The 18,496-nt window shown below is 46.0% G+C and carries 10 protein-coding genes; 9 read left to right on the top strand and 1 reads right to left on the bottom strand.

The window, feature by feature from the left end:
• The first annotated feature begins 7 nt into the window (after positions 1–7).
• The 9 genes from AXF23_RS03195 to AXF23_RS03150 all read left to right on the top strand — a co-directional run bounded on the left by AXF23_RS03195 (position 8) and on the right by AXF23_RS03150 (position 15,459).
• Positions 8–2,938: a M16 family metallopeptidase gene (locus tag AXF23_RS03195; RefSeq protein WP_107624274.1), complete on the top strand. Its 2,931-nt coding sequence runs from the start codon at positions 8–10 to the stop codon at positions 2,936–2,938.
• Between the two features lie 96 nt (positions 2,939–3,034).
• On the top strand, positions 3,035–4,681 hold the full coding sequence (locus AXF23_RS03190) for a fumarate hydratase (protein WP_107624273.1): 1,647 nt from the start codon (positions 3,035–3,037) through the stop codon (positions 4,679–4,681).
• A gap of 1,943 nt (positions 4,682–6,624) precedes the next feature.
• Complete coding sequence (locus AXF23_RS16060; protein ID WP_199222156.1) at positions 6,625–7,359, top strand: hypothetical protein; 735 nt, start codon at positions 6,625–6,627, stop codon at positions 7,357–7,359.
• A gap of 256 nt (positions 7,360–7,615) precedes the next feature.
• Positions 7,616–8,362 carry a cell division ATP-binding protein FtsE gene (locus AXF23_RS03175; RefSeq protein ID WP_089366252.1) on the top strand — a complete coding sequence of 249 codons (747 nt, stop codon included), beginning with the start codon at positions 7,616–7,618 and terminating at the stop codon, positions 8,360–8,362.
• A 46-nt stretch (positions 8,363–8,408) separates the two neighbouring features.
• Positions 8,409–9,725 (top strand): aspartate kinase, encoded by a 1,317-nt coding sequence (locus tag AXF23_RS03170; protein WP_107625777.1) that lies wholly within the window; start codon positions 8,409–8,411, stop codon positions 9,723–9,725.
• Positions 9,726–9,870: 145 nt separating this feature from the next.
• Positions 9,871–11,028: a diaminopimelate decarboxylase gene (lysA, locus tag AXF23_RS03165; RefSeq protein WP_107624272.1), complete on the top strand. Its 1,158-nt coding sequence runs from the start codon at positions 9,871–9,873 to the stop codon at positions 11,026–11,028.
• Positions 11,029–11,047: 19 nt separating this feature from the next.
• Positions 11,048–12,286 (top strand): glycosyltransferase family 2 protein, encoded by a 1,239-nt coding sequence (locus tag AXF23_RS03160; RefSeq protein WP_107624271.1) that lies wholly within the window; start codon positions 11,048–11,050, stop codon positions 12,284–12,286.
• Positions 12,287–13,444 carry a glycosyltransferase family 4 protein gene (locus AXF23_RS03155; RefSeq protein WP_107624270.1) on the top strand — a complete coding sequence of 386 codons (1,158 nt, stop codon included), beginning with the start codon at positions 12,287–12,289 and terminating at the stop codon, positions 13,442–13,444.
• Between the two features lie 2 nt (positions 13,445–13,446).
• A complete protein-coding gene (locus tag AXF23_RS03150) occupies positions 13,447–15,459 on the top strand; it encodes a fructose-1,6-bisphosphatase (RefSeq protein ID WP_107624269.1) in 2,013 nt (670 codons plus the stop codon).
• A 1,763-nt stretch (positions 15,460–17,222) separates the two neighbouring features.
• Here the strand turns inward: AXF23_RS03150 and nqrF are convergent.
• A complete protein-coding gene (nqrF, locus tag AXF23_RS03135; RefSeq protein ID WP_009010466.1) occupies positions 17,223–18,491 on the bottom strand; it encodes an NADH:ubiquinone reductase (Na(+)-transporting) subunit F in 1,269 nt (422 codons plus the stop codon).
• Between the last annotated feature and the right edge of the window lie 5 nt (positions 18,492–18,496).

Below are 18,496 nucleotides of genomic sequence, written 5' to 3'. Positions count from 1 at the left end.
TGATTGTATGAAAAAACATTCCCTCAACAGTTCCCTTATCAAGGGACTAAGCTTAGGACTAATGTTCCTATTTGCATCAGTGACGGTCTATGCGCAGCATTACAACTATGAGAGCGTACCGAACGACCCGATGCAGACACGTATCTACACGCTGAAGAACGGTCTAAAAATCTACCTTTCCGTCAACAAAGAGAAGCCTCGTGTACAGACATACATCGCTGTGCGCACTGGTTCTCGCAATGATCCAAAGGAGACAACAGGCCTTGCACACTACTTAGAGCACCTTATGTTTAAGGGTACTACCCACTTTGGTTCATCTAATGTAGAGGCAGAACGCCCTTACCTCGACTCTATAGAGGCTCGTTTCGAGCAATATCGCCGTATCACAGACCCTGCTGCTCGCAAGCTGTGGTACCATCAGATTGACTCTATCTCACAACTTGCAGCTCGTTATAATATCCCGAATGAGTACGACAAGATGATGACCGCCATCGGTAGTGAGGGTACTAACGCTTATACATCAAATGATGTAACGTGTTATGTAGAGAATATTCCATCCAACGAGATAGACACTTGGGCAAGAGTTCAGGCCGATCGCTTCCAGAACATGGTTATCCGTGGATTCCACACAGAGTTGGAGGCGGTGTATGAGGAGTATAACATCGGTCTTTCAAGCGACTGGCGTAAGGTCTATGCAGCCCTCTTCGCAAAGCTCTTCCCTACCCATCCATACGGTACACAGACAACTATCGGACTCGGTGAGCACCTGAAGAATCCTTCAATCACCAATATCAAGAACTATTTCAAGAAGTATTATGTACCTAACAACATCGCCATCTGTCTTTCAGGCGACCTCGACCCAGACAAGACAGTAGCAGCGATTGATAAGTACTTCGGCAGCTGGCAGCCAAGTGCTCACATCGACGTACCACAGTTCCCAGCCCAGCCTGTACTCACAGCACCCGTCGACACGACTGTTATTGGTAAGGAAGCTCCTATGCTCTTCATGGGTTGGCGCGCTGAACCAAGCAATTCTCAACAGATTGATACATTAGAGATTGTAGCACAACTCTTGTCTAACGGACAGGCAGGACTCTTCGATCTCGACCTCAGTCAGAAGATGAAAGTACAAGAGATAGAGGCTGGAGTGACCGATATGAACGACTACTCCGTCTTTTATGTCTATGGACAGTCTAAGAGCGGACAGACTTTACAGGAGGTGCGTAGCCTTGCTTTGGATGAAATAGAGAAACTTAAGAAGGGAAACTTCTCTGATGATCTGTTGCCATCTATCGTTAACAACTACAAGCGCTACTACTATACGCAGTTAGATAACAATCAGTTCCGTGCGAAACAGTATGTGGATGCTTTCATCAACCACAAAGACTGGAAGCAGGAGGTCGATAAGCTCAATCGCATCTCAAAGTTGACAAAGGCCGAGATAGTAAAGTTTGCTAATCAATTCTTCCGTAACGACTTCGCTTGTGTCTACAAGGAACAGGGCAACGACACCACTATCAAGAAGGTTGAGAAGCCTACTATCACACCTATCCCTACCAATAACGACAAGCAGAGCGATTTCCTTAAGGAGATTGTAAACACCAAGACAACGCCTATTCAGCCACAGTTTGTTGACTTCAAGCGTGACCTTACGAAGGCAACAACCAAGAAAGGCTTGCCTGTTCTCTATAAGCAGAACACAAGCAACGACCTCTTTACAATGTGCTTCGTACTTCCTTTCGGTTCTGAGCACTCTCCAATGCTCAGCTATGCAAGCGGTTATCTCGATTACTTAGGTACTAACAAGCTCAATAACGAGCAGGTAAGACAGCTATTCTATAAGCTTGCTTGCGATTATAGCATCAGTGAGAGCTATGACCGTTCATACATCACACTGAGCGGACTGAACGCTAACTTGCCACAAGCACTTGCTCTGTTGAACAACTTACTCAACAATGCTAAGGTCGACAAAGAGGCTTACGAGCTTTATGTTGACCAAGTTGTCAAGGCACGCAAAGACAATAAAGCAAACCAGAAGGCTAACTTCTCTGCACTAAGAAACTATGCGTCTTTCGGTGAGTATAACCCAACACGTAACATCATCAGCGAACAGAAGCTGAAAGCAATGAACCCACAAGAGTTCCTTAATGTGTTGAAGAGCTTAAAGAACTACAAGCAGACCGTACTCTACTATGGTCCTTCAAGTCTGAAAGAGGTCGACCTTCTTGTCAGCAAGACTATTCAGTCGCCTAAGAAATTTGCTGAGGTGCCTGCTGCAAAACGCTATACAGAGCAGACAACTCCTAAGAACGAGGTTATCATTGCACCTTACGATGCGAAGAACATATACATGGTTCAACTCCATAACCAGAACCAGCAGTGGTCTGCCGACCGTGCTCCTATCATCGCACTCTTCAATGAGTATTTCGGAGGAGGTATGAATGCCATCGTCTTCCAAGAGTTACGTGAGGCACGCGGATTGGCTTATTCTGCTTATGCACAGTATGATTCGCCAACCCGTTTGGGCGATAGTGAGAGCTTCTACACCTATATCATCACACAAAACGATAAGATGATGGACTGCGTAGGCGAGTTCAATAAGCTCCTCAATAACGTCCCTGTACGTCAGAGTGGTTTCGACCTTGCAAAGCAGAGCTTGATGAAGAACCTTGCTTCACAGCGTACAACAAAGTACTCTGTACTGACCGCTTATCTTGCTCTACAGCGTTTAGGCCTCGATAGCTCATTGAGTGAAAAGATCTACAAGGCCCTTCCAAGTCTGCAACTGCAGGATGTTATCAACTTCGAGAAGGAGTATATTGCTAACAAGACCTTCAAGTATATCATCCTTGGTAACGAGAAAGAGCTTGACCTCAAGGCCTTAGAAAAGATTGCACCTATCAAGAAAGTGACAACAGAAGAGATTTTCGGCTATTAATAAACAGTAAGAACAGAATACAAAAACATATTATAAACAAATAGAACAAAACCTGTCTGCCCTAACAACAAAGGGCAGACAGCTAAACAAAACATTATGGCAGAGTTCAAGTATGCACCAATGTTCCAATTGGGCAAAGATGACACTGAGTACCGCCTCGTATCTAAAGAGGGTATCAGCGTTGGTGAGTTTGAAGGTAAAGAGATTTTGAAGGTGAGCAAGGAAGCACTTACCTTGTTGGCACAGGAGGCTTTCCACGATTGTGAGTTCATGCTTCGTCGTGCACACAATGAGCAAGTTGCGAAGATACTGACCGACCCAGAGGCTTCTGAGAACGACAAGTATGTTGCGCTTCAGTTCCTTCGTAATGCAGAGACGGCCGTGAAGGGCGTGTTGCCTTTCTGCCAAGATACGGGTACGGCTATCATCCATGGCGAGAAAGGTCAGCAGGTTTGGACAGGCTTCGAGGACGAGGAAGCACTCTCTCGTGGCGTTTTCAACACCTTTACTGAGGAGAACCTACGTTACTCACAGAACGCTCCTCTGAATATGTATGACGAGGTTAACACGAAGTGTAACCTCCCTGCACAGATCGACATCGAGGCTGTTGAGGGTGCTGAATACCGTTTCATCATGGTAGCTAAGGGTGGTGGCTCTGCCAACAAGACCTATTTCTATCCAATGACCAAGGCTACTATTCAGAATGAAGGTACTCTTGTTCCTTTCCTCGTTGAGAAGATGAAGAGCCTCGGTACTGCTGCTTGCCCTCCATACCACATCTGCTTCGTGATTGGTGGCACTTCTGCAGAGAAGAACCTCCTCACTGTTAAACTCGGAAGTATCAAATATTACGACAATCTCCCTACTACTGGCGACGAGACAGGACGTGCTTTTCGCGACCTCGACCTCGAGGAGAAAATCCTCAAAGAGGCTCATAAGATTGGTCTCGGAGCACAGTTTGGTGGTAAGTATCTGGCTCATGACATCCGTATCATCCGTCTGCCACGTCACGGTGCAAGCTGCCCTATCGGTATGGGTGTTAGCTGTTCTGCCGATCGTAACATCAAAGCAAAGATTAATAAGGACGGTATTTGGTTGGAGAAGATGGACACCAACCCTGGTGAACTAATCCCTGAAGAGTATCGCAAGCCTGGAGAAGGTGCGAAGGGCGTAGAGATCGACCTCGACAAGGGTATGGATGCTGTTCGTGCTGAACTGACAAAGTATCCTGTTTCAACACGTGTTAACCTCAAGGGTACTATCATCGTGGCGCGTGACATTGCTCACGCTAAGCTCAAGGCACGTTTGGATGCTGGCGAGGAATTGCCTGATTACATCAAGAATTACCCTGTTCTCTATGCAGGACCAGCCAAGACTCCAGAGGGCTACCCATGTGGTTCAATGGGACCTACCACTGCCAACCGTATGGACCCATACGTTGATGAGTTCCAGGAGCATGGTGGTTCACTCGTGATGATTGCAAAGGGTAACCGTACACAGGCTGTGACAGATGCCTGCCAGAAGCATGGTGGCTTCTACCTCGGTACTATCGGCGGTGTAGCCGCTGTCCTTTCACAGAGCAGCATCAAGAGTATTGAGTGCGTAGAGTATCCAGAGTTGGGTATGGAAGCGGTTTGGAAGATTACCGTTGAGGACTTCCCTGCCTTCATCCTCGTCGACGACAAGGGTCATGACTTCTTCAAAGAGCTGAAGCCTTGGACTGGCTGTAGCTGCGAGAAGTAATCCTACACATACATATCACGGCTCTACCAACGATGGTTGTAATCGTAATTCGTAGGAGAGGACATCCCCTCTCCTAACGAAACGTGGGTATAGCCTCATCTTACAAAGCGGTATAAGACGTACATTCTCGGCGTCCTTATACCGCTTTTTTATTTGCTCTTCTCTCGAAAAACATCACCTTTTCAATAGTGAAATATCTTTACATAATAATGTGATAAGTTCCACTAAAACCGCCTAAGCCACTCCTCTCTATCATTACCGTAACTCTCACAGCATCAACAACTTGCTAAACACGAAAGAAGAAGACGCTTTTCTAAGTTCAAGAAGGGCGTGTTCTGCATGCAAGAAGGACGTGTTCTGCCTGCTAAACAGGCGTCTTCTACAAGGGAGAGGGGCGTATTCTCAAACCGAGGAGTGAATTTTCTTTACATTACAAGCAGATTATATGTGTTTATAAATGTCCTCCAGTTCATCGGACAGCACGTTAGGAATACTCACATAATATGTTTACCTCTCAATAAAACAACACACAAGTAAAACGCTGCGGAGTTTTTTCTCTCACAGATCTCACAGATTTGACAGACCCATTTGGCGCACTTTTCGAACTCACAGAACGCCTCCGGCATACAGATATCACAGAACGTTTCAGCTAAAGATGGCTGTAAGGTTCTGTGAAATCGGTTGACTTAATGTCTCTGTGGAATGCTGTGTGTTCTGTTCTTCTGTGTTCTCTGTGAGAAATAGAACGCACCCACTCGTATGAGATAACACACAAACAACTCGCTGGGGAGTTTTTTCTCTCACAGAGCACACAGAGTTCACGGATTTTTTTGGCGCACTATTTCGAGCCCATAAGATACTGGCCCCTCCCCCAACCCCTCCCCCGCAGGGAGGGGCATAGTATGTGAGGTTACCCCTATTGGGTTGCTTGCATGGGGCGTGGTGAGGTCTTTCTCTCACAGAACTCACAGATTTAACAGAGCCTTTTGGCGCACAGTTTCGAGCTCACAGAACGCCTCCGGCATACAGATATCACAGAACGTTTCAGCTAAAGATGGCTGTAAGGTTCTGTGAAATCGGTTGACTTAATGTCTCTGTGGAATGCTGTGTGTTCTGTTCTTCTGTGTTCTCTGTGAGAAATAGAACGCACCCTCTCGATGAGATTAGGCCTATGAGGCTTGCTGGGGAGTTTTTTCTCTCACAGAACTCACAGAGCTAACAGAACCTTTTAGCGCACAGTTTCGATCTCACAGAAGGCCTCCGGCATACAGAATTCACAGAACATTACTGCTAATGAAGATACCAATAAGAAGGTAAAAAGCAGCCTACATCCTGTCTATAGGGGTATCTCGGTGATCACTCCCCTTCCCTTCGGGGGAGGGGTCGGGGGAGGGGCCAACTGGTTATTAGTATGTGAGGTTACCCCTACAAGACTGCCATTAAGGGACATAACGAAGCCTACATCCTTTTTATAGGGGTATCTCGGTGATTACTCCCCTTCCCTTCGGGGGAGGGGCCGGGGGAGGGGCCGCTATTTTTCTGACCCCTGTGTGTTCTGTTATTCTGTGTAAATCTGTGAGAAAAAACACACCAAGACACTCATACAAGACTTCTAATAAAGGACAATGCGAAGCCTATATCCACTCTATAGGGGTATCTCGGTGATCACTCCCCTTCCCTTCGGGGGAGGGGAAGGGGAGGGGCCAGCTGGGGCCGGGGGGTGTTGGATGTTGGGTGTTAGGTGATGATGTTATCTTCTGTCATCACTATTCTTTGTAAGAGAACATCAATCTTCATCAATGTAGAAAGATTTATTCTTTTCAAATAGTTGCGCCGTATTGAATTTTATTATATATTTGCAATAGATTAGATAATACCGTCAGATAGAATGCAGTTAGGAGCACAGAACATCGTAGAAAAATAACTTTAAACCAAGAAAAGATATGATGGACATCATTGTAATATTACTGATGAGCTTACCACTAATCGTTATCGGCAGCACTATCGGACCTGATTCTTCTATCAATTTTGGGTCAAGAATACCGAAAGCGAAACTTAAAAGTGAGGAAGGACTTAAACGGCTGAGGAGGATAAAGATAGCACTAATATTAGCTGGTAGCATCATCCTCGTCGGTGGCTTCACCTGTTTTGTCTTTCATTGGGAAACTTATCAACTTGTCGTCATACTCATCCCTGAGATAGCAGCTATCGTTTACATGCTGTTACAACTGTACATGATAGAGAAGAAAGGGAAAAGCTTGCTCGTGCTCATGCTTTCGATCATTGTGATATTAGGTATGATCCCTCTCATTGCAGCCCTCCCAATCACAGGGAACGACAACGACACGATGATTAGAAATGATACGCTGTTTATTGAAGGGTCGTATGCTAAGGAAATACCGATAGCAAGTATTACACAAGTAGACGGCAACGCTACCGTGCCACCCATTGGGGTAAGAACAAACGGGATGTCACTTGGCGAAATTAATATGGGTCATTTCAAGACCGAAGAAGGGCAGGATGTGCTATTATACTTACATTCTGATGATACGAATGTGACACATATCACGACAAAGAACAACGAAGATATCTACATTAACTTCAATGATTCGGCACAGTCAGTAGATTTCTCTAATAAGCTGAAAGCAGCGTTTCGCCAACAAACCAAACACAAATAAGACTACATCTTAAACTCATCTAAAGACAAGTATTCAGCGATTAAGAGCCTCTAACAGTAGGGGTTCTATCAGCTTTCACAGCCGTGATGGTTTGTGAAAGCTGTTCTTGCATATTCATAATAAAGTGTAAATGCGTTAAACCTCTTATTTCCTGCAGCTATTACAGTGTTTTTTACTACCTTTGCAGAATAAATCCTTGTCAAGAGACAACGGACGAAAGTATCAATCGACAATAATAAATCATACAGAGATAATCATGTTAATAGACTACAAGAAGGTAAACATATATCAAGATGAACGCTTAATTCTGAAAGACGTTGACTTTCAAGCAGAAACAGGAGAGTTTATCTATCTCATTGGCCGGGTTGGTTCGGGTAAGAGTTCGCTGTTGAAAACACTCTATGGCGAGCTGGACATTGACAGTGAAGACGCAGAGAAGGCAGTCGTACTTGAGGAGAGTATGCCCAATATCAAGCGTAGTCGCATCCCTTCCCTACGTAAGCAAATGGGTATTATCTTCCAAGACTTCCAACTCTTACATGACCGTTCTGTAGCAAAGAACCTCAAGTTTGTCTTGCAGGCAACGGGCTGGAACGACAGTCAAAAGATTGACCGCCGTATTGATGAGGTGTTAGCACAGGTGGGCATGACCGACAAGCGGACCAAAATGCCAAGTGAACTCTCTGGTGGAGAACAGCAGCGTATTGCCATAGCACGTGCCTTGTTGAATATTCCAAAGATTATCATTGCCGATGAACCGACTGGTAATCTCGACCCAGAGACGGCTGCCAACATCGTTAGTATCCTCAAAGACACTTGCAAGGCAGGGACGACAGTTATCATGTCAACCCATAACATCAACCTCCTCGACCAATTCCCTGGTAAGGTCTATCGCTGTCATGAAGGCGAGCTTACCCTCCTTACCGACAAGAAGCAGGTGTGCGAATTAGCCGAAGAGACGGCCCCTGTAGAGACTATTGACGAACAAGAGCCAAACGATTAAGCCCGTAGAGCTCAGCAAAAATCCACATATAGAAAGATTGAAGATGATGAAAGTAATGAAATTTGGAGGTACCTCTGTTGGTTCACCAGAACGAATGAAGAGCGTAGCCGCCTTGATAACAAAGTCAGGAGAGCCAACATTCATCGTGCTCTCAGCAATGAGTGGAACGACAAACACACTGATAGAAATATCTGACTACCTCTATCGCAAGAACCCAGAGGGTGCTAACGAACTTATCAACAGCCTCGAACAAAAATATCTCGGACACGTTGAAGAGCTGTATTCGACTGAGGAATACAAACAGAAGACACGCCAGTTCCTTAATGAAGAGTTCAACTACTTACGCACATTCACCAAGGATCTCTTCACTTCGTTCGAAGAGAAGAGCATTGTAGCACAAGGTGAGATACTCTCAACCAATATGGTTGTGAACTATCTAAAGGAACAAGGCGTTAAAGCAACATTACTTTCTGCACTCGACTTCATGCGCACTGATAAGAATGCGGAGCCTGACGCACAGTATATCAAAGAGCATCTGACAGCCATCATGGACGAGAACAAGGGCTATCAGATATATATCACACAGGGCTTCATCTGCCGTAATGCCTACGGAGAGGTGGACAACTTGCAGCGTGGTGGCTCTGATTATACGGCTTCACTCGTAGGTGCTGCTATCAACGCTGAGGAGATTCAAATATGGACAGACATCGATGGTATGCACAACAACGACCCACGTGTGGTGGAGAAGACCGAGGCTGTGCGCCAACTGAACTTTGAAGAAGCATCAGAGTTGGCTTATTTCGGTGCGAAGATTCTACACCCTACCTGTGTTCAACCTGCTAAGTATGCGGGTATCCCAGTTCGTTTAAAGAACACGATGGACCCTGATGTGGAGGGAACTATCATCAATAACACATTGGTAAGGAGGAAGATTAAAGCCGTGGCAGCCAAAGACAATATCACAGCCATCAAGATTAAGTCAAGCAGAATGCTTGGTGCTTCGGGCTTCCTACGTAAGGTGTTTGAAATCTTCGAGAGCTATCAGACTTCTATCGACATGATTACTACCAGCGAGGTGGGCGTGTCTATGACTATAGAGAACGATAGCCACCTGTCTGAGATAGTAGATGAATTGAAGAAGTATGGCACTGTGACCGTCGATACAGATATGTGTATTGTATGCGTGGTGGGCGACCTCGACTGGAGCAATGTAGGCTTTGAGACGTTGGCAACTGACGCAATGAAGGACATACCTGTACGCATGATTAGCTACGGTGGCAGTAACTACAACATCTCTTTCCTTATCCGTGAAGAAGATAAGAAACGTGCCTTGCAGTCGCTCTCAAGCGTACTCTTTAACTAAGGCAAGAACTGATAAATTCACAATAAGTATTTATCCGAAGGAATGAACGCCCTCGCCTGTTCATGACAAAAGCAGACAAGTGGACATACGAGGGCGTATGTCTCCTCTATAACTCAGATAAACACTACATCACGACACAACACACATGACACAAGAATTCCCTATTGATAAGTTTAATAAGATGGAGACTCCATTTTATTATTACGACTGCAACCTCCTAAGGGAGACCTTGCAAGCTATTAACAATGAGTTGAAGACGTATGAGAACTTCGTCGTTCACTATGCTGTTAAAGCCAATGCGAACGCTAAAGTACTGAACATTATCCAACAGGCAGGACTGGGAGCCGACTGTGTCAGTGGTGGTGAGATACAAAGAAGTTTAGACTGTGGCTTCCCAGCAGACAAGATTGTCTATGCTGGTGTGGGTAAAGCCGACTGGGAAATCAACCTTGGTCTGGACAAGAACATCTTCTGCTTCAACGTAGAAAGTGTCGCTGAGTTAGAGATTATCAATGAGTTAGCAGCCAAGAAGGGCAAGATAGCCAATGTTTGCTTCCGTATTAACCCTGACGTAGGGGCACATACACACGAGAAGATCACCACTGGTCTGGCTGAGAATAAGTTTGGTATTGCGATGCAGGACATGCTCCCTACCATCCTTGAAGCAAGCAGGATGCCGAACATCCACTTTATTGGCTTGCACTTTCACATCGGTTCTCAGCTGCTCGAAATGACGGATTTTCGCCACCTCTGCAGCCGCATCAACGAGATACAAGACCATCTGGAAGAGGAGAATATAACGATTAAGAACATCAATGTTGGCGGTGGATTGGGTATCGACTACGACCAGCCTGACAGCCACCCCATCCCTGACTTTAAGTCTTACTTCTATACTTTCGCACGCTATCTAAAGTTAAGAGACGGACAGAAGTTACACTTTGAGTTAGGAAGAGCAGTCGTTGGACAGATGGGAAGTCTCATTACTCGCACGCTGTATGTCAAACAAGGGATGGCTAAACAGTTCGCTATCGTAGACGCAGGAATGACCGACTTGATTCGACCTGCCCTCTATCAAGCAAGCCATAAGATAGAGAATCTATCCAACGACGGCCCTTTGTCCACCTATGACGTGGTGGGTCCGATATGCGAATCGAGTGATGTTTTTGCAAAGGCAATAGCCCTCAACACCGTACATCGGGGTGACCTGATAGCAATGCGGTCTGCTGGTGCATACGGAGAAATCATGGCTTCGCAATATAACTGTAGGAAGTTGCCTGCTGGTTACACCTCCGACGAACTATAAACAATAACGAATTAAATCAATGTTCACTTTTGATAATACAACCATCATAGCCTCAGTAGTGCTGATACTGGTAGCAGTACTGACCTCATTGTTCAATCCCTTCTTTCGAAGAGTGGGGATTGTTGCGTATGGTTTACCATCTTCTACCAACGAAAGTGACGATACAAGCACAGAAGAGGAGCCTGAGGAAGAGGGAAAGGAAACGATAGCGGAGCTTGATGACAAGGCTGAGGAACACCCGTCACTACCCCCTATCTCAATTATCTTCACGCCCCACGACAATGCACAAGAGCTTGCAAAGAACCTCCCACTCTATCTGAATCAGGACTATCCAACAGACTTTCAGGTGATTGTCGTGGCCCCTCAGAATGATCATGAGACAAGTGATGTGCTCAAGCGCTTTGCTTCCAACACCCATCTATACACCACCTTCATCCCTGAATCGTCTCGTTATATGAGCAAGAAGAAGCTTGCCATCACCTTAGGAGTTAAGGCTGCAAGGTATGATTGGGTCTTAATGGCTGACATCTGCTGCTTTCCTACGGGTGATAACTGGCTGCAAGCCCTTGCAAGAAACTGCCAAGAAGGGAAAGAGCTCGTTGTCGGCTACACCCGATACGAGGATGAGACGCCCGACTATCGACGCTTTGAGCGTCATTACTTAGCCCGCTATTTCATGCGTGAATACCAGCATAACAGGGCCTATGCATGCCCTTTTAATGCCTTAGTGTTCCGTAAGAAGACCTTCTTACAGGCTGAGGGATTTCGTGGAAACCTCAAGTATATACGTGGAGAATACGACTTCATGGTGAATAAGTATGCGAAGGCTGATAACCTGACGTTCGAGAACTCGGATGAAGGAACGCTCATTGAAGAGGCACCAACAGATAAGGTTTGGCTCGGAGGACACCTCTTCTATATGGAGAATCGCCAACACCTTGAGCGGACAACACGCCATCGTCTCCTCCCTTACATCGACCAGACGGCACTACATGGCAATTATGTGTTGCAGTGTGCAGCACTCGCTGTCTCTTACCTCCTCGGTATGTGGACCATTACAGCAGCTGCCGGACTGGCACTTATACTATCCCTTATCCTCCGACTAACCATCGGTAAGAAAGCATTACGCCGTTTCGACTTAGACATCCCAGCATGGAAGATTATCCCATACGAGCTTGCCATTGCATGGAAGCACCTTGGTTATAAGCTAAAATACCATCGTGCAGACAAGTATGACTTCATCTCTCACAAACTATAAATGCGCATTATCCATTACATAGACAGTATAAAGGCAGGCAATCTGCTCTCTGATCAACTGCTGCGGCTCACCTCTGCGCAGGAAGAATATGCTGATGTTAAAACGATTACACAACAGGGTGATTTCAAGAAACTCCTTGCTGATTTCCGACCCGACATCGTTCATATTCATTCTTGCTGGCAGTATCATATTGCGTCCTACGCTAATTGGGCTGCAAAGAAGCATTGTGCCGTTGTCTTCTCACCGCATTGGGAACTTAACGAACGGGCAAGAACAACGGAGCAGGGCATGAGGAAGAAGGTTAAGACCCTACTCTATCAAGCCAAGATGGTGCAATCAACTGACGCTCTCCTCGTCAGCAACGAGCATGAAAAGCAAGAGATACTGTCATTGGGATGGACGAAACGCATTGATATCGTGCGTGATAGCGTATTAAATAGTACGTTGACAGATGACGAGATGGCACAACAGACGATAACATTCTATCGTAAGGTGCTCGACACACGTTACCAGTTTGTCATGACGGCAATGGAGAAAGACGCCATCCCAAGCCTCCTTCACGTTGGCTTAGCAGAGGAGTCTATACACAACCTCCTACCGAGTGACCAGCTTCTCAACCTACGAAGCCTCAACCCAGAACAATGGAGAAGAGTCTTACTCTATGCTGATGACGAGGGAGTAAGGGAGATTGTCGATAGTGCTATCAGCCGTTTACAACTCAACGCACCCGCCATCGACACCGCAGTTATCCGTCGTTTCCCATTGTTACGACCCAAGGAAACAACGTCGGTGGACACTGACAAACTCGTTGGGAACCTCCCCATGACCCGTCAAAGGCTTGATGACTATACAAGCAAAGAAGACGCTATCTTCAAGCAGATAGCTACCATCATTGCAAACACACGTCAGATAGAACGGAAAAAGAGACTGTCACTACGCTTACTAACTGATTTATACAAAGTTATAAAGTATAATGACTACGACGAAGACCGCTTAGCAGAAGTGCTTCGCCACCTGCGTCTCTATCGCTATTCATGTCGGATGATACAACTACTGGCGGAGAAGACGCTCCTAAAAGAGGGTTTTATGCCCTTCCCTCCACGCAATGATAGGAAGACAAAGGGCATGATAAGAAACAATTTCGAACAAAGACATTGAACATGACAAAGAAGAAATACGACTTAAAAAAGGATGAACGATATCTACGACTCTTAGCTAAATCGTTCCCAAACATCGCTGAAGCATCTACAGAAATTATCAACCTTGAGGCCATCGCACACCTTCCTAAGGGTACTGAACACTTCCTTGCTGATATTCACGGAGAGCATCAAGCCTTCCAACACGTACTGAAGAACGCATCTGGCAACATCAAAAGAAAGGTGAACGAACTCTTCGGTGAGCGACTGAGGAACGTGGAGAAACAGGAACTATGTACCTTGATTTACTACCCAGCACAGAAGTTAGAGCTCGTTAAAAAGCAAGAGAAAGACATCAAGGATTGGTATCATATCACAATACACCGCCTCGTTGAGGTTTGTCGTGACGTATCCAGTAAATACACTCGCTCGAAGGTGAGAAAGTCATTACCAGCCGATTTCTCTTATATCATACAAGAGTTACTACACGAACATGCCGACGACAAGGATAAAACCGACTATGTGAGTGCGATTATCAAGACGATTATCTCCACCGGACGGGCCGACGACTTTATCATCGCTATATGCGAGGTTATCCAGCGATTAGTCATCGACCAGCTGCACATCTTGGGTGATATGTACGATAGAGGACCGGGTGCTCACATCGTGATGGACACTTTGAAGAACTATCATAACTGGGATATCACGTGGGGTAACCATGACATCCTATGGATGGGAGCGTCTGCAGGTAACGATGCTTGTATCTGTAACGTCATTCGTATTGCTCTTCGCTATGCTAACATGGCTACTATCGAGGACGGATATGGTATTAATCTTATCCAGTTGGCCACCTTCGCAATGGATGTCTATGGTGACGATCCATGCGAGGAGTTCATCCCGAAGGTGTCAAAAGATAATCCGCTCGACGAGCGTAGCTTGACTCTTACGGCACAGATGCACAAGGCTATCAGTGTTATTCAGTTCAAGATTGAGTCGCAGATGATAAGCCGTCACCCACTTTGGAAGATGGATGACCGCCGCCTCCTCAATGCGATTGACTATAAGAAGGGTACGATTAAACTTGATGGCAAGGAATATCAGATGCGCTCATGCAACTTCCCTACCATCGACCCTAAGCACCCCGACAAGCTGACTGAGGCTGAACAGGCTCTCATCGACCGCCTTCATCAGTCGTTCACGGGTAGTGAGAAGCTACGTAGTCATATCCGCTCTCTGCTCCGTCATGGCTGTATGTATAACATATTCAACCATAACCTTCTCTTCCATGCGTCTATCCCGCTCACCGAAGAAGGGAAACTAAAGGAGGTTGAGATAGAACCGGGTGTGAAACTGAAGGGTAAGGAGTTGCTCTATCAGACAGGTATGAAGATTCGTTCGGCATTCCAGTCTAACAACGACCTACAGACAGAAGAGCAACGACAAGACGCTATCGACTTCTTCCTCTACCTATGGTCAGGACCAGACAGTCCGCTCTTTGACAAGGCTAAGATGGCCACCTTCGAACGCTATTTCATAGCCGACAAGGAGACACACCACGAGAAGAAAGGATATTACTTTGAGATGCGTGACAACGAGGAAATTGTCGACATGATTTTAGACGAGTTCGATGTGCCTCAGCCTAACCGTCATATCATCAACGGTCACATGCCTGTTCATGTCGTCAAGGGCGAGAACCCTATCAAAGCAAACGGTAAGTTGATGGTGATTGATGGTGGTTTCTCACAGGCTTACCATAAGGAGACGGGTATTGCGGGCTATACATTGGTGTTCCACTCACGTGGTTTCCAACTCGTACAGCACGAGCCTTTCACCTCAACTGAGGATGCTATCAAGCGAGGAACAGACATTGTTTCGACCACACAGATTGTTGAGATGAACCAACAAAGGCTGCGTGTAGAAGATACCGATAAGGGTACAGAGCTACGCTTACAGATAGAAGCACTCGAGGAACTCCTCTATGCCTATCGAAGTGGCTTCCTTACGGAGGTAGAAAGAAAGACTCCACAGAAGGTATAAGTCGAATAGAAGGGGCGCACAGTGTGTGTCCCTTCTTCTTTTTCGTCATCTTTCTGTATCGCACATTACCTGTCTACATTAGCTAAAAACATTCTTCTAATACCTTGAAAATCAAATCCTGAAATACTAAAAATAGGTGAGCTTGCACCTTTTGAACTACTGATACGAAGCATGGGGAGGTTTTTCTCTCACAGAGCGCACAGATCTAACAGAACCCATTTGCGCACAGTTTCGAACCCACAGAACGCCTCCGGCATACAGAATTCACAGAACGTTATAGCTAAAGGTGGCTGTAAGGTTCTGTGATATTGGTTGACTTAATGTCTCTGTGAAACTTTGTGTGTTCTGTTCTTCTGTGTTACTCTGTGAGAAATAGAACGCACCCTCGCTATGAGATTAGGCCTATGAGACTCGCCGGGGAGGTTTTTCTCTCACAGAACTCACAGATATAACAGAACATTTTTGCGCACTGTTTCGATCCCACAGAAGGCCTCCGGCATACAGAATTCACAGAGGCCTCACCCCCAGCCCCTCTCCGAATGGAGAGGGGAGTAGTATGTGAGGTTACCCCTTTTGGCCTGCTGATGAAAGGAGATGGGCTGCTAAACATCTGGAGGACATGTAGGGGTATCTCGGTGATCACTCCCCTCTCCATTCGGAGAGGGGCTGGGGGTGAGGCCTCTGTTGGCTGTAATGTTCTGTGAGTTCTGCCGCCCGCAAGGGCTCTGTGAAATGCTGTGTGTTCTGTTCATCTGTGTTATTCTGTGAGAAAAAGTACGCACCCTCGCTATGAGATGACACCCAAGCAAATCACTGGGATGTATTATCTCTCACAGAACTCACAGATTTAACAGAGCGTTTTTGGCGCATGCGTTTGTTCATTGGAAATTTTTTCTCTCACAGAGCGCACAGAGTTCACGGAGCTTTTTGGCGCACATTTCGAGCCCACAGAACGCCTTCGGCATACAGAGAACACAGAGCGTTTCTGCTAAAATTGGCTGTAAGGTTCTGTGAGTTCTGCCGCCCGCAAGGGCTCTGTGAAATGCTGTGTGTTCTGTTCATCTGTGTTATTCTGTGAGAAAAAGAATGTTTGAGAGCAGTTGGGGGAGGCTTTTCTCTCACAGAGCGCACGTATGCAAAAGTCGTAGGGTGCATTTTCTCTCACAGAACTCACAGATTTAACAGAACCCTTTTGCGCACAGTTTCGATTCCACAGAATGCCTCCGGCATACAGAATTCACAGAACGTTTCAGCAATTGTAGATACTAATAAGGAACAACGCAAAGCCTACATCCTTCTTATAGGGGTATCTCGGTGATCACTCCCCTTCCCTTCGGGGGAGGGGAAGGGGGAGGGGCCAGCTGGGGAAGGGGGAGGGGCCACTAGTTTCAGTGATACCTTTTGAGGACAGAAAGTGTAAAGCTATTTCACAAAACCACCCACCTCTCCTATCGTAGAGAGGCTCTTCTACATTGAAGAACATGCCATTCTTGAAACGAAAACATGCTCTTATTGAAGCAAGAAGACGCCCTTCTTGAGGCAAGAAAGGTGTGTTCTCAAACGCTATCCGTAACCTTCTGATTCCGTGTAGGTTGCAGACATGATAAGAAAGGACATGACACCCTTATCCCAAGGGTGCATTACTTGAAGAGATGTAAGGATTTTTTACATCTATTTCGACCACCCCCACGCATCGAACAAAGCAACAAAAAAAGCGAGGAACCCCACAAGGAACCTCGCTGAATATGATTGATAAGATTGGATTATCCGAAGTTATCGTACATAATAGCATCCTGATCAACACCAATACTATCAAGATAATCAGTCACAGTCTTGATGAGCATTGGAGGTCCACAGAGATAGTACTCACAGTCCTCAGGTGCTTCATGATTCTTAAGATACTCATCACGGATACAGTTAACTGCAAAGCCAGTGTAATACTTTACTCCAGCCTCATCAGCCTTAGGGTCTGGACGGTCGAGAGAGAGGTGGAAATGGAAGTTAGGATACTCCTTCTCAAGCTCCCAGAAATCCTCAAGGAAGAACGCCTCACTGAGTGATCGCGCACCATAGAAGAAGTGCATCTCACGGTCACGAGTATGGAGTGTCTTCGTCATGTGCATAATCTGCGCACGCAAAGGCGCCATACCAGCACCACCACCAATCCATATCATCTCCTTACCAGAGGTGAAGTTAGGATGGAAATCACCGTAAGGACCGCTCATCATTACCTTATCACCCTCCTTAAGAGAGAAGATATAGGTAGAACCGATACCAGTCGGTACGTTCTGGAAACCAACCTGCGGACGTGGCAGAAATGGTGGTGTAGCAATACGAACAGTCAGTGTGATGATATCACCCTCAGCCGGATAGTTCGCCATAGAGTATGCACGAACAGTTGGCTCTGGGTTCTTTCCCTTCAAAGAAAGGAGATTAAATTGCTTCCAAGGACCGAGGTATTCCTCCCCGATATCGTTCTTATCGAAGTCCTTATCATAGTCGATGCAGTCGTAGGCAGGGATAGAAATCTGTGCATAAGAGCCTGGGATGAAGTCCATGTGTTCGCCAGGAGGCAAGGCAACCTTGAACTCCTTGATAAAACTTGACACATTCTTATTAGAGATAACAGTACACTCCCACTCCTTAACGCCCATGACAGACTCAGGAACCTTGAGTGACATATCACCCTTCACCTTACACTGACAACCCAAGCGCCAGTGGTCTTTGATCTCTTTACGGCTAAAGTGAGGACGCTCAGAGTCGAGAATCTCACCGCCGCCTTCTACTACCTGCAACTTACACTGCCCACAGCTACCCTTACCACCACAGGCAGAAGGGAGGAAGACACCGTTCTCATTCAGCGTAGACAATACCGAGCTACCCTGATCGACGGTCATCTCCTTATCACCATTAATAGTTAATTTCACCTTTCCACTTGGGCTAAGATACTTCTTAGACACCAATAGGAGAATCACCAACACGAGGATGGTGATAAGGAATACCACAATACTTATTGTTATGAATTGTCCCATTGTTT

It is taken from the genome of Prevotella sp. oral taxon 313 (assembly GCF_003043935.1).
In the GTDB taxonomy this organism is placed as follows: Bacteria; Bacteroidota; Bacteroidia; order Bacteroidales; family Bacteroidaceae; genus Prevotella; species Prevotella jejuni.
Note: the sequence above shows the minus strand (reverse complement) of the source record. Positions and strands in the feature narration are given on the sequence as shown.

Bases quoted from the DNA above. Each gene is read 5' to 3' on its own strand.
- AXF23_RS03195 (WP_107624274.1), top strand. From the start codon at position 8: ATGAAAAAACATTCCCTCAACAGTTCCCTTATCAAGGGACTAAGCTTA.
- AXF23_RS03190 (WP_107624273.1), top strand. From the start codon at position 3,035: ATGGCAGAGTTCAAGTATGCACCAATGTTCCAATTGGGCAAAGATGAC.
- AXF23_RS16060 (WP_199222156.1), top strand. From the start codon at position 6,625: ATGATGGACATCATTGTAATATTACTGATGAGCTTACCACTAATCGTT.
- AXF23_RS03175 (WP_089366252.1), top strand. From the start codon at position 7,616: ATGTTAATAGACTACAAGAAGGTAAACATATATCAAGATGAACGCTTA.
- AXF23_RS03170 (WP_107625777.1), top strand. From the start codon at position 8,409: ATGAAAGTAATGAAATTTGGAGGTACCTCTGTTGGTTCACCAGAACGA.
- lysA (WP_107624272.1), top strand. From the start codon at position 9,871: ATGACACAAGAATTCCCTATTGATAAGTTTAATAAGATGGAGACTCCA.
- AXF23_RS03160 (WP_107624271.1), top strand. From the start codon at position 11,048: ATGTTCACTTTTGATAATACAACCATCATAGCCTCAGTAGTGCTGATA.
- AXF23_RS03155 (WP_107624270.1), top strand. From the start codon at position 12,287: ATGCGCATTATCCATTACATAGACAGTATAAAGGCAGGCAATCTGCTC.
- AXF23_RS03150 (WP_107624269.1), top strand. From the start codon at position 13,447: ATGACAAAGAAGAAATACGACTTAAAAAAGGATGAACGATATCTACGA.
- nqrF (WP_009010466.1), bottom strand. From the start codon at position 18,491: ATGGGACAATTCATAACAATAAGTATTGTGGTATTCCTTATCACCATC.